Origin of the sequence: Paenibacillus sp. Marseille-Q4541 (assembly GCF_018310695.1) — a bacterium.
Lineage (GTDB): Bacteria > Bacillota > Bacilli > Paenibacillales > Paenibacillaceae > Paenibacillus.
Genome location: NZ_JAGXCY010000005.1, coordinates 188,886 through 202,034, shown reverse-complemented (window position 1 = coordinate 202,034; position 13,149 = coordinate 188,886). Strand labels below are relative to the sequence as shown.

At 41.4% G+C, this 13,149-nt stretch carries 11 protein-coding genes; 4 read left to right on the top strand and 7 right to left on the bottom strand.

Features of this window, described 5'->3' with window-relative positions; translation table 11 throughout:
* The first annotated feature begins 39 nt into the window (after nt 1–39).
* The 3 genes from yhbH (at nt 40) to KFT32_RS27200 (ending at nt 3,433) form a co-directional block, all read left to right on the top strand.
* Nucleotides 40–1,206 (top strand): sporulation protein YhbH, encoded by a 1,167-nt coding sequence (yhbH, locus tag KFT32_RS08825; RefSeq protein WP_211746773.1) that lies wholly within the window; start codon nt 40–42, stop codon nt 1,204–1,206.
* Nucleotides 1,203–2,651: a SpoVR family protein gene (locus KFT32_RS08820; RefSeq protein WP_211746772.1), complete on the top strand. Its 1,449-nt coding sequence runs from the start codon at nt 1,203–1,205 to the stop codon at nt 2,649–2,651. Before yhbH ends, KFT32_RS08820 begins: the two co-directional genes overlap by 4 nt.
* A gap of 212 nt (nt 2,652–2,863) precedes the next feature.
* Entirely contained in the window at nt 2,864–3,433 is a 570-nt protein-coding gene (locus KFT32_RS27200; RefSeq protein ID WP_249435756.1) for a YecA family protein, read from the top strand.
* 54 nt (nt 3,434–3,487) lie between these two features.
* Here the strand turns inward: KFT32_RS27200 and KFT32_RS08810 are convergent, their stop codons facing one another.
* The 4 genes from KFT32_RS08810 to KFT32_RS08795 all read right to left on the bottom strand — a co-directional run bounded on the left by KFT32_RS08810 (nt 3,488) and on the right by KFT32_RS08795 (nt 8,747).
* Nucleotides 3,488–4,192: a hypothetical protein gene (locus tag KFT32_RS08810; protein ID WP_211746771.1), complete on the bottom strand. Its 705-nt coding sequence runs from the start codon at nt 4,190–4,192 to the stop codon at nt 3,488–3,490.
* A gap of 247 nt (nt 4,193–4,439) precedes the next feature.
* Entirely contained in the window at nt 4,440–5,450 is a 1,011-nt protein-coding gene (locus KFT32_RS08805) for a LacI family DNA-binding transcriptional regulator (protein WP_211746770.1), read from the bottom strand.
* Nucleotides 5,451–5,588: 138 nt separating this feature from the next.
* On the bottom strand, nt 5,589–6,599 hold the full coding sequence (locus KFT32_RS08800) for a globin-coupled sensor protein (RefSeq protein ID WP_211746769.1): 1,011 nt from the start codon (nt 6,597–6,599) through the stop codon (nt 5,589–5,591).
* Between the two features lie 252 nt (nt 6,600–6,851).
* Complete coding sequence (locus tag KFT32_RS08795; RefSeq protein ID WP_211746768.1) at nt 6,852–8,747, bottom strand: PrkA family serine protein kinase; 1,896 nt, start codon at nt 8,745–8,747, stop codon at nt 6,852–6,854.
* Between the two features lie 386 nt (nt 8,748–9,133).
* On the opposite strand from KFT32_RS08795, the gene KFT32_RS08790 reads away from it, so the two are divergent.
* Nucleotides 9,134–9,895, top strand: a complete 762-nt coding sequence (locus tag KFT32_RS08790; protein ID WP_211746767.1) for a DUF2161 domain-containing phosphodiesterase — start codon at nt 9,134–9,136, stop codon at nt 9,893–9,895.
* 80 nt (nt 9,896–9,975) lie between these two features.
* Here the strand turns inward: KFT32_RS08790 and KFT32_RS08785 are convergent, their stop codons facing one another.
* The 3 genes from KFT32_RS08785 to KFT32_RS08775 form a co-directional block, all read right to left on the bottom strand.
* Nucleotides 9,976–10,602, bottom strand: a complete 627-nt coding sequence (locus KFT32_RS08785) for an FMN-dependent NADH-azoreductase (RefSeq protein ID WP_211746766.1) — start codon at nt 10,600–10,602, stop codon at nt 9,976–9,978.
* Between the two features lie 243 nt (nt 10,603–10,845).
* A complete protein-coding gene (locus tag KFT32_RS08780) occupies nt 10,846–12,072 on the bottom strand; it encodes an aminotransferase-like domain-containing protein (RefSeq protein ID WP_211746765.1) in 1,227 nt (408 codons plus the stop codon).
* Between the two features lie 117 nt (nt 12,073–12,189).
* Nucleotides 12,190–12,843 (bottom strand): response regulator transcription factor, encoded by a 654-nt coding sequence (locus KFT32_RS08775; protein WP_211746764.1) that lies wholly within the window; start codon nt 12,841–12,843, stop codon nt 12,190–12,192.
* Nucleotides 12,844–13,149: the final 306 nt, after the last annotated feature.

The window sequence follows — 13,149 nt, the reverse complement described above, 5'->3', positions numbered from 1 at the left end:
GGCCAAACTGTGCCGCAATTTTCAGGGGGGGTGCCTAATATGCCGGATTCTCGCCATCCTTACTCATTTGTCGTTTCGAAAGAAGATTGGTCTCTTCACCGTAAAGGTTACCAAGATCAGCAGCGCCATCAGCAGAAGGTGAAGGAAATCATTAAGCAGAACCTGCCCGACCTTATTACTGAGGAAAATATCATTATGTCCGATGGCCAGCAGATCATTAAGGTTCCGATCAGAAGCCTAGATGAATATCGTTTCGTTTATAATTATCAAAAGCAAAAGCATGTTGGCCAAGGCGATGGAGATAGTCAAGTTGGTGATGTCATCGGTCGCGATCCTGCCAGTCAAAAACCAGGGAAAGGTGAAAAAGCAGGCGATCAACCAGGCCATGACATTGTAGAAGCTGAAATCAGCATGGAAGACCTAGAAAACATGTTATTCTCCGAGCTCTCTCTGCCCCATCTGAAACAAAAAGACAAAGAAGAAATTGAGACGAAAAGCATTATTTTTAACGATATCCGTAAAAAAGGAATGCAGTCCAACATCGATAAGAAACGGACGATCCTTGAAAACTTACGCCGAAATGCAACGACCGGAAATCCAGGGATCCATCATATCAGCCCAGATGATCTTCGCTATAAAACTTGGGACGATACCGTTATTCCTCACTCCAATGCAGTCATTATTGCGATGATGGATACATCCGGATCCATGGGTTCTTTCGAAAAATATTGTGCGCGAAGCTTCTTTTTCTGGATGACCCGTTTCTTGCGCAAACAATACGAAAAAGTTGAGATTGTCTTTCTCGCCCATCATACGGAAGCGAAAGAAGTAACGGAAGAAGAATTTTTCACCCGCGGAGAAAGTGGCGGAACAATCTGCTCTTCGGCCTATATTAAAGCACTTGAAATTATCGACCAGCGCTATCCGCCTTCCAGTTACAACATTTATCCGTTTCACTTCTCTGACGGTGACAATCTGACTAGCGATAATGAACGCTGTGTCAAGTTGATTGGCGAACTGCTCAAGCGGAGCAATATGTTCGGCTATGGTGAAGTCAATCAGTATAACCGCAGCAGTACACTCATGTCTGCCTATCGCAATATCAAGATGGACCAATTCATGTACTATGTCATCAAAGAGAAGGGCGAAGTATATAAAGCACTGCGTACCTTTTTTCATAATAAGGAAGGGGGCAGCGTTTCATGAGCAATGAGAGCGAAATGAAAGATCTTGAATACGCTATCGACGAAATCATGGAAATCGCAAACGGATTTGGGCTTGACTATTACTCCATGCGCTACGAAATCTGCCCTTCTGATATTATTTATACTTTTGGTGCCTATGGAATGCCGACCAGGTTCAGTCATTGGAGTTTCGGGAAAACTTTCCAAAAAATGAAGATGCAATACGATTTTGGACTCAGTAAAATTTATGAGCTCGTCATTAATTCGGATCCATGTTACGCTTTCCTACTGGACGGTAATTCGCTTATACAAAATAAACTGATCGTAGCGCATGTTCTTGCGCACTGTGACTTCTTCAAGAACAATGCCCGTTTCTCTATGTCAAACAGGAATATGGTCGAGAGTATGGCCGCTACTGCTGACCGTATTAAACAATATGAACTTGAATATGGTACAGATGCAGTCGAGTCCTTTATCGATGCGGTACTCGCCATTCAGGAGCATGTCGATCCACAGCTCATTAAACCTAGGCATCTTGATAAACAACGCTATATGGAACTCAAAATCAAAGAACAAAAAAATCCAGATCAAGACGTCCGTCCTCCCGGACGTTATGACGATCTATGGAATATCGGAGCAACGGCACCTCAGGGTCCTGATCCAAGTATCCATCAGGTGCACCGTTTTCCACCAGAACCTGAGAAAGATATCATGTGGTTCGTACAAGAATTTTCTGAAGTGTTATCTGACTGGCAAAGAGACATCATGAGCATGCTTCGTGAAGAGATGCTCTATTTCTGGCCACAGATGGAAACAAAGATTATGAACGAAGGCTGGGCTTCCTATTGGCATCAGCGCATCATCCGTGAACTTGACCTTACGAGTGATGAAGCAGTCGAATATGCGATGCTGAATGCCTCTGTCGTACAGCCTTCCAAACAAAGTCTTAACCCTTATTATCTCGGTCTCAAAATCTTCGAAGATATTGAAAAAAGATGGGATCGTCCAACGGCGTATGAACAGGAACGACTCGGCCGTAATCCCGGCGGGGGCCGGGCTAAAATGTTCGAAGTGCGTGAGTATGATTCGGATACCTCTTTCATTCGTAACTACATGACGAAACAACTGGTCGAAGATCTTGATCTATATGTGTTCGAGAAAAAAGGTCCCGATTGGAAAATCACCGATAAGTCATGGGAAAATATTCGAGACCAACTCATCTTTGCCCGTGTAAATGGAGGATCTCCTTATCTTGTTGTCAAAGATGCTGATTATCTTCGCACCGGCGAAATCGTATTGAAACACCAGTATGAAGGCATTGAACTTGATTTGAAATATATGGAGCGAACGCTTCCTTACGTATATAAATTATGGGGTCGTGCCGTTCATCTTGAAACGATCATTGATGATAAACCCGTTTCGTTTACATTTGATGGAAAAAAACTACACAGAAAATTACTAACTTAGCACTTTTCCCAGTTATAAGCCTGTTTTAACTCAAATATGGGTTGAAACAGGCTTTTTCATGGGGTAAATTGAATAATAGATGTGCTTTGCATCTAAAGCCCGTATACATACAAAGCCCATAAATATGTTATAATCAACTTTTGTCAGCGCCTTATAGTAAACGAGCGCTCATCACTAGAATTTTCTGCGATTGAATAAAGGAGCGAACAAACTTGACCAACATCGGTAGAAACGAACCGTGCCACTGTGGCAGTGGAAAAAAATATAAAAAATGCTGTCTCGAAAAAGACAAAGAACAACAGCGTAACGTTCGAGTAGCCACATCTGTCGAAGTGGTTACTGGTTCTAGACGAGCTGTTTCCACAACTGCCCAAACGGCAAAAGTAGTACCTGAAACATCTTCATCTGTAGCAGCTTCATCCGTACCATCTACAGACAAAGAACTTGACCTTACTGAATTACCATGGGAAAACGAAACGCACCGCGAGCTAGCCGCTTCGATTATTCCTGAACTAGCCAAGGAATATGCATTGTCTTACGATCAGCAAGCACAGCTGGCAAAGCTGTGGAGCGACTACAGCCAAAGCGAAGCACCACGCTATCGTAAACCGGGTGGTTATGCAGGGGCTCTAGAATACCTGATTGCAACAAAGCTTGGGAAGACAGTAAGTCAGGCTGAACTAGCAGCAAAACATGATGTTTCTGCTACCACTCTGTCCAAATGCGCAAATCAGCTTGCCGAGTTCTCTGATAACAAGTCCTTTGCACTGCAAACCGTGTAACTTGTAAAAAATATGGGCACATTCCCGAGGAAGTCGATCTTCTTCGGGATTTTTTTATTCAAAAGCAGCATATGAAACCGTGTTTACTTTCAACACTTCTTCATGATTGTCATATACGTATGTTAAGGTCAGCTCACCAATATATACTGAGGGAGAAATAGCTACTCCGATAATGGCAGTAAGCTGGTTATCCTCATTTATTTGATAATCGATATGATTCATGAGTAGCTCGTCCTGTTCATTTAATTCCGGATTCGAAGCAGCCCATTTGACTGCAGCAGCTGCTGCATCCTCTACCTGCTCCTCTTGTAAAGTTTGTCCGTTTACGACATGAATCTCTTCCACATATACACCGGTTCCGCTCGCTACCGGCAACGTAACGATGGCATCCTTCGTTCCATCGCCGGTTACATCTACGGATAACAACTCTACTGGAACAGCAGAAGATGCAACACTTTTCCATTCGAATTCGGCACTTTTTCCCTCCCAGTCCAGAAGAAACCCTGCATAAACACCTTCCGATTCGTTTTGCGAGTACAATCGGTTATCCGTTCCAGTTATTTCAGCGATCGGTAGAGACGGAAACGTAGTCCCTTTATCTTGTTCAACTTGTTCTGATTCCTGTGTATTTTCTAGCTTTTTTTCTTTATTTAACTCTATATTTGATGGGGATGTCCCCTTTAATTCTGCATAAACAACAACACTGCCAATCAGCATAATCGCTGTCAGCAACATAAGCGCCTTTAGTAATTTATTCAAAGAATTGTACCCCTTTATATTCATAGCAAATAAGTATATTTGTATTTTACATTCATCTTACCTTTACCATTATATAGTGCGTGTTCCTGTCATGATAGACATTCCGTTAAATTTGGACAAATTTCTTATAAAGAATCCGACAGACTGAAAAATAAAGCTGTATTTAACAAAAAAAGCACCTCTAGAATCTGAACTTCTTGCTGACTTACGTCACAATAGTTCATTCTGGAGATGCCTCTTTTTTTAATCAATGAATGGATATCTGGCTTGCTGTTGTTTGTCTAATAATCAGTTCGGAAGGTTCCATAATGACTGGAGGAGAAAAATCTGGGTTCTCTATCAAAGCAATGAGACATTCGATGGACCTGATTCCGATTGAATATATATTTTGGTTAATCGTTGTTAAATTGGGTTTAAAGACTTGGGCGTGATAGGTATTGTCAAAACCGATTACAGAGATATTCTCAGGCACACAAAGCCCATGTCTTTCTATTTCATAGATCGCTCCAAAAGCCGACAAATCTGATGTACAAACAACACCTGTAGGAGGTTCTTTCAACTGAAGCAGACGCCGCATTGCAGCTGCCCCTCCGTCAAAGGAGTAATCACAAACCTCTAGATATGATGTCAAATAAGGTAAATTGCAGCTTTTCAGTCCTTGCCTGTAACCTTCCAACCTCATATTGGCAATTGTTGGTCCAAGTGTACCTGAGATGTAAGCGATCTGCTCATGACCGAGCTCATACAAGTGTTTTACACTCATCTGAATGGCGTTCTGGTTATCTGTCATGATATACCCGGCACGTTTACCAACAATATCTGTATCCACAAACATCGTAGGAATGTCGGAATGAATGAGTTCATCTATACTCGGATTATCTCGTTCTACACCAAACACAACGACCCCATCCACATTTCGGCTGCGGCAATGTTTAATGAATGAATAATTGGGATCTTCAAACCGGGTAGATAGACGAACAAGATCGTATCCGCTATTTTCTAGCGCCGTTTTAATCCCCTCCAGCAGTTCCGCAACAAATGGGTTTGTAAATGGAACCGTGAGGAGAATGCCGACTGTCCAGGATCTTCTTTTCACCAGACCACGAGCGACAACATTCGGTTGGTAATGCAATTGCTCGATCACCAGATTTACTTTTTTGCGAGTTTTATCACTTACATCGGGATAATCATTCAGCACCTTGGAAACGGTAGCAACTGAGACCCCAGCTTCTTTGGCCACATCATGTATCGATGCCATTTGATCACCTCTATATCAATCATTATCTATCCGTTTTTTATTAGCTAGGCTCTAAGCTTTCAGCCTACATAATCTCCATTATAACGGAAAAGCATCAAACCTCATAGATCAAATGAATGCGCTTTCTTGTTCTTGCTTTCACACATGATGTTTCTGTAACTCTTTTAAATCTTGCGAGACCTCTTCCATCATCTGTACAAAAGCCATTAATTCTTTGGAAATGTGGACTTGTCTTTCAGTATTTCCTGTCGTATTGTCCGATTCTTTTCTTACTTGTGCAAGTTTCGTCATAATGCTGTCTAGTACTCCTTGTATTTGCTCCATAGCTTTGCGCGATCCTGTTGCGAGCTTACGGATTTCACCAGCAACAATTTCAAAACCTCTTCCGCTATCCCCAGCATGTGCCGCCTCTATTGCTGCATTGAGTCCAAGGAGATGGCTTTGATCCGATATTTCCCGAATCAGCGTGCCCATCTTTTGAATTTGATGCACTTCTTGATGCAGATCATCAATCAGTCCATGGGCTGATTCTTGTGACGCTGCTGTCTCTCCAGCCGTTCTTGAAATTACTTGTGTGTTACTATGTAGTTCGTCAATCATTCCGGTAAGCTTCTGGGATACTTCTGTAATCGCTTTTAACATCAATTCCTGATCTTTTACGATGTCATTAATCTTTTCTTTTTCCTTCGCTTCATAAGCCTCAAGTACGAGCTGTGAATCTAAATTAAACATCTTACTCAGTGCATGAATAACAGGATACCAGCTGTCAGGAAGCACTTCTTGCAAATTCTGGGTCGCTATGTCCAGATAAATCATATAACTCCCGAGGTAGAAATCGGTATTTAGCCCAATTCGAGAATGTACTAACCCAACCCGAATTCTTTTCTCAATAAATGCTTCATCAATGACCCCATCCGTTAAAGATATAAAATACCAACGTTGAGTTTCCTTCAGACGTTCGATGGTCGAATGCTTTTCAATCATTGTTCTTAGTTCTTCGATCTGACCAATATGATCGTATAGTCGATCTACAACCTTTTCCACAATTTGCTCGAAAACGGGACGATGTTTTTTAAGAAGCTCCAGTTCCTGATTAGTAAGCCCGATAAAATCAAGCTGTTTTTGTCTTTCTTTTGAAACATTCATCATCACCAATTGACTCCTCTTTCTTTCCATTTTATTCTAATATTAAACTTCTTTCACACTTTGACCATTATAGAACGAAAACACTAGGTAGGCATACTCCCAAAGTCCTATTTTAGTAAATCCTTCCTTTCAAAAAAATAAAAAGCGTTAACCTGGCTGCCAGATGGCCCGCCAAAAGTTAACGCTGCTATTAATAGAAAGTGGATGGATGAGAAAACCATGTACTACAGTCGAGCAAGGATTACACGAATAGCATTAACGGTTTAACAGGCTACCGACATAACGTAAAAGTTCGTTGGCGCAAACCGGGCAGTATCCGTGCTCATCAATGAGTCTTGTACTGACCTCGTTAATTCGCTTCAACTGAATTGCATCTGGTGTTTTGGTTGATGTTGTAATCTTCACAATATCTTTTAGATCGGCAAACAGTTTCTTCTCAATAGCTTCCCGCAGACGATCATGACTATTGTAATCAAACTTTTTATCTTTTCGAGAATATGCAGAAATTCGAATCAGAATTTCTTCACGGAACGCTTTTTTGGCATTTTCAGATACTCCGATCTGCTCTTCTATAGAGCGCATGAGGCGCTCATCCGGATCCATTGTTTCATCGGTCAAAGGATCGCGAATTTTGGACCAGTTGCAGAAAGCTTCAATGTTATCCAGGTAATTCTCAAACAATGTTTTAGCAGACTCTTCAAAAGAATAGACAAAGGCTTTTTGAACTTCTTTCTTCGCTAGCTCATCATACTCTTTACGTGCAATGGAGATGAAATTGAGGTATTTCTCACGTTCTTCCTTCGTGATCGAAGCATGCTGATCCAAGCCATCCTTAATTGCTCTTAGAATATCGAGTGCATTGATGCATTCCAGATCTTGTTTAATTAGAGCACTTGAGATTCGGTTAATGACATAACGGGGATCAATTCCAGTCATTCCTTCCTCAAGATACTCATTCTGCATTTCCTTGAGGTCTGCCTCTTTGTAACCTTCCACTTCCTGTCCGTCATACATACGCATTTTTTTAACAAGATCCATTCCTTGTTTCTTCGATTCTTTTAAACGAGTAAGTATGGAGAAAATCGCAGCTGTCTTGAGTGCATGCGGGGCAATATGCACATGGCGCATATCGCTTTGCTCAATCAGCTTTTTATAAATTTTTTCTTCTTCGGAAACCTTTAAGTTGTAAGGGACCGGCATAACGATCATCCGGGATTGCAGTGCTTCATTTTTTTTATTTGATATAAACGATTTATACTCGGATTCATTGGTATGAGCAACGATAAGCTCATCAGCGCTAATTAGGGCAAACCGACCTGCTTTGAAATTCCCTTCTTGAGTCAAAGAGAGTAAATTCCACAGAAACTTTTCATCGCATTTGAGCATTTCTTGAAATTCCATGAGACCACGATTGGCTTTATTCAGCTCTCCATCAAACCGGTACGCACGCGGATCAGATTCGGATCCGTATTCGGTAATAGTAGAGAAATCAATACTGCCGGTCAGGTCAGCAATATCTTGTGACTTTGGATCAGAAGGACTAAAAGTTCCGATACCCACACGGCTATCTTCCGAAATAAAGACACGTTCCACCCGTACTTCTTCAATGTCACCATCGTATTCTGTTCGAACTCTCATCTGGCAAGATGGGCACAAATTCCCTTCAATACGAACGCCTAGTTCTTTTTCCACTTCAGGTCTTAGCTCTAACGGAATCAAATGCAGTGGATCTTCATGCATAGGGCATCCCTCAATAGCATAAACTGCCCCTTTTTCCGTGCGGGAAAATTGTTCAAGTCCACGTTTTAGCAACGTAACGAGTGTCGATTTCCCCCCACTTACCGGACCCATTAATAGCAAAATCCGTTTTCGAACATCAAGCCTTCTTGCAGCTGAATGAAAGTACTCTTCAACAAGCCTTTCTACACTGCGGTCTAGTCCAAAAATTTCTTGTTCAAAAAACTTGTATCGCTTATGCCCACCACTTTCTTCTACACCATATGACTTTATCATTTCGTACACCCTTGCGTGAGCAGTCATTGCTGGAGTAGGATCTTTTTGCAAAATCTGAATATAGTCTTTAAATGTCCCCGTCCATGACAATCGATCGGTTTCCGCTCGAAATTCAGCAACGCGTTCAAAAATATTCATGCGCTTTCGTACCTCCCATGGCTCCATAGTGATTCAGCATCCACTCCGAATAAGGTCCATTCCATTAACCTCTTGCTTACAGCTTTTCCTATGTGTCTAGCTCTTCCGCTGGCAGATTCTGATCACTGAAGTGGAAGAAGTCCGACATTTAAATCTAAAAAAAAGTGTATTACATACCTATGCGTTAATTCGGATAAGTTGCCACTTTTTTTGTGACAGGTCCCCCCTTTTCATCCAAAAAACCAGACAGGGCAGGCAAAGAAAAATATTGAAATCCTTCTGTATGTTATACTAAGGTGAAAATAATGAGCAACGTTATACTTGTACATGTATGAATAAACATGCGAAATTAGAAGTGGTAAATTCATAAAGGAGTTTGATAAAGGATGGCCGTTGGGTATGAAACTGAATTATATGAACCCGTAAAATCCTTTTTCGAGAAGCAAGGGTATCATATTAAGGCCGAAGTCAGATATTGTGATCTTGTGGGAGTAAAAGAAGGAATGACTGAGCCACTCATCGTAGAGATCAAGAAGTCGTTTAATCTGTCCCTTTTACTTCAGGGAATGCAGCGGTTAAAGACAAGTAACAACGTCTATCTCGCTGTAGAACGCAATCGGGTAAAACGGGGTGCGGTAAATCAGCGATTTGGAGAAATTACGGATCTTTGCCAGAAACTTGGGCTGGGACTTATTACAGTGACCATTTATAAAACAAAACCTGCACTTGTAGATATATTATGTGAACCACAGCAACAAATGAAATCAAAAAAGTCCATCCGCAAACAAAAATTGCTGCGTGAGTTCGAAGGTCGGAGCGGGGATTACAACCTTGGAGGCAGCCACCAAAAAAAGCTCGTCACCGCTTACCGGGAAAGAGCTTTAAAAATAGCTTATGCGCTCGAACCTTTACCCTTCTCTTCTCCTGCTCAGCTCGCAAGAGCAACCGGAATTAGTACCACTGCTGCCATTCTACAGAACAATTACTATGGTTGGTTTGAACGCATCGAAAGAGGTCGCTATACGCTTACTACCGCAGGAAGAGAAGCATTAACGACCTATAATAATGTCCTGCAACAGAACATTCCGGATCAAACCAATTATTTTATTGCTGAGGAAGTCGATACTGATGATTACTCTGCGAAATGAAGACAGCTTGTCTGATAAAAAAAAGGCTGAATTCCTTCCCTAATTAGGGAGAAATTCAGCCTTCTTCATTTGATTTCTAATTAGAAACGTGCAGCTGCTTCCGCAACACTTCTCAAACCGTCTTGTACGATTTGTGCAGCACGGTCAGGGAATGCATTATGTCCTTCAATGATGTGAACTTCAAGATCCTGGATACCCCAGAAACCGAAAGCAGAAGATACATATTTCACAGCAAGTTCGCTTGCTGCTGCAGGACCTTCAGAATAAACGCCACCACGTGCGTTCAGAAGAGCAACTTTTTTGTCGCCTGCAAGGCCTACTGGACCTTCAGCTGTATATTTGAATGTTACGCCTGCTTGGCTCAGGTAAGAAATGTAGTTTACGAGTGGTGCAGGAACAGTGAAGTTCCAAAGCGGGAATGCTACAACCACTTTATCAGCTTCAAAGAATTGTTTTTGGTAGAAAGCAGCTAGATCTGCAGCTTCTTGCTCTGCAGGTGTAGTTTCGATACCTTTTGCTACTTTAAAAGTACCTGTTGCTGCATCGTTACCGTATGCAGGAAGGTTAGCTGCATATAGATCCAGCTCAACGATTTGGTCTGCTGGGTTTGCTTCTTTGTATGCATTGTAAAATGCGTCGTACATTTGTACACTTACTGCTTGATCCGCTGGGCGGTCGTTTGCTTTGATAAATAGAATTTTAGACATGTGATAGTTCTCCCCCATATTTATAAATAGTTTTGCTGTAACAAATAATCTATCTATATACTCTTTCAATATTAACAAGTGATATATGATTTGCTACAGTCATGATCGTCACTTAACTGAGAAAGTTAATGCAACTGACTAATACATATTCTATATAAAAATGTTAGTGAGTGCAACTACTTATTTCAAATGGAAAATATTAATACAAAAAAAGAGGAACACCCTTAGCAACTTGGGCGTTCCTTATCTTCTAGCCGTAAACTCCTGTATTGCTTCACTGATCAAATTCATACCTAGAAGTAATTCTTCTCTTCCAGGTCTACTAAAGTTGATTCGAATATATTCATCGGTCTGTTTTCCAGGTGAACATCTGCTTCCTGGCAAAAAGGCAACGCCCCGCCTTATAGAAGCTCTCAGCAACGCTTCGCTACTTAGCCCGTTTGGTAACTGAATCCACAAATACATTCCTCCAGATGGAGGATGGTATTTCACTTCTTTGAATCCCGGTCTTTTTAAAAGCTCAAGCATGAGCTTTAATCTCACTTCATACTCCCTATTTAATAATGCTAGATGATCCTTCCATCGAAATGAAGACTCATGGAGTAAATGATATAGGATTTGTTGGTTCATGGGACTTGATTGCCAGTCGGCCATTTGTTTTAAAGAAGACATACCTTTAATCAATGTCTTATCCCCAACAGCCCAGCCTGTTCGAAGAGCAGGTGCGATTGTTTTACTGAAAGAACCAATGTATAGCACCTGATTTCCACCATCCATTACATCCAGTGCGTATAGAGCAGGATAAGATTCCGAGAAGCAGGCAGCCGCCTCTTCCGTTCCAAAATGTAGTTCACCATAAGAATCATCTTCGATAATAAGCACTTCATATTTGCGGCATAATTCTAATACTGCCTTACGTCGTTCCAGACTCCATAAAATCCCGGTTGGATTCGAAAAGCTAGGCGCAGCAAAAAGCAGTTTCGGTTTCGCTCTTTGAAACTGCGCTTCCAAGCAATCAGGTAATATTCCTTCTAGGTCATTCTCCACCGCTATAATATCAGCACCTTGCATTTCCAACACCTGAAGGCAGCCTGGAGACGTGGGATTCTCGACCACAACAGAATCACCTGTATCCACAAGCAGCCTTGTAATGAGATCAATGGCTTGCTGTGTTCCCGTCGTGAGTAAAATCTGATCGGCGGCCGTCTGCATACCTCTTCTCTGCTTCCAATCTTCGCTAATCCAGCTTCTTAACGGAGCGTATCCCTCTGGCTCCCCATATTGCAGAACCGAAGGATCGGAAGAAAGTACTTTGCGGGCCGCTTCCCCAAGTCGCTTAATTGGAAAAAACTCTTCCGCTGGTAATTCCTCTGCTAGAGAAATAAAAGAGCTCTGTCGCTGTTCCTTATTCACCCTATTCAGATGAGAAGACAGCAATTTTGAGGAGCGGGAAGCAAAGGAAAATTCCATGTCAGCCCTCCATATCTTTTCATTCGATTCATGCCCCTTGTGCATTCATCAACAAGAATTGGGACGTATACAGGTTATTCGCTACCACGAATCAATATGCCTTCAACAAATATTCATTTATGCATGCTGCTTTTTAGACTTCGTGTAGAGCGTAAACTGCTCAATAGCTTGTGCTCTGCTGGATACGCCAAGTTTCGTATATATCTTCCGTAAGTAGTTATCAACGGATCTACGACTCACATCAATCTCACTTGCGATCTTGTCGTAGGTAATCCCTTGAACAATCCTTTCCATAATGAACTTCTCCATATCCGTAAGCTGAATGTCCATATCCAGTTCCGTTTCCCCAAGTTGTGTCCAATCTTCATTTTGAAGCCATGTCAAAGGGATCGTGGCTAGTCCTTCACGTAAACCCGTAATTAAATGAATCAATTTCAAAGGTGAAGACTGCTTAGACATTACTCCGCTTGCACCAAGTCCAATATATTTTTTAAACAGATTCAAATTATCTTCATCTGTCATTACGATGATATGGGTGTTCGCTGAAACTTGCTTCATTTGTTCTATAAATTGATCAGCCTCTCCATCAGGCAATTTATAATCCATAAGAACTAGATCAGGAACAAGATTGCTCACTTCTTCCAGTCCTTCTCTTCCTGTTGAAACCATTGCTTTCACCGTCAGATCTTGATGTTCTTCCAAAATTAGCTTTGTACCCAGCATGCTGGTCGGGTGAATGTCTATCAAGACCACCTGCCATACCTTTCTCATAAAAGCTCCTCCTAGTGACTTAGTTGATATATTGTTTAGAAAGATCGTTAGATCGATGTTCTAGCCTAATTCATGACTTACGAGCCTTATGTGCGACAATGTATGTTTAGAGGAAGCTTATTATATAAATCTATCAGAAAATCATAAATTGTCGAAAAATGCATCCCTCTTAAGTCCTTAATTTGGTCTATATATGAAATTGTATCCTAGGACTTCCTTCCGATGCAATCTCTTTTTCTTTATTTCCCTTAAGAAGTTCATTTTTGCGGAAATGATAGGCCCATGATAGAATGAGGACTGGAAAAA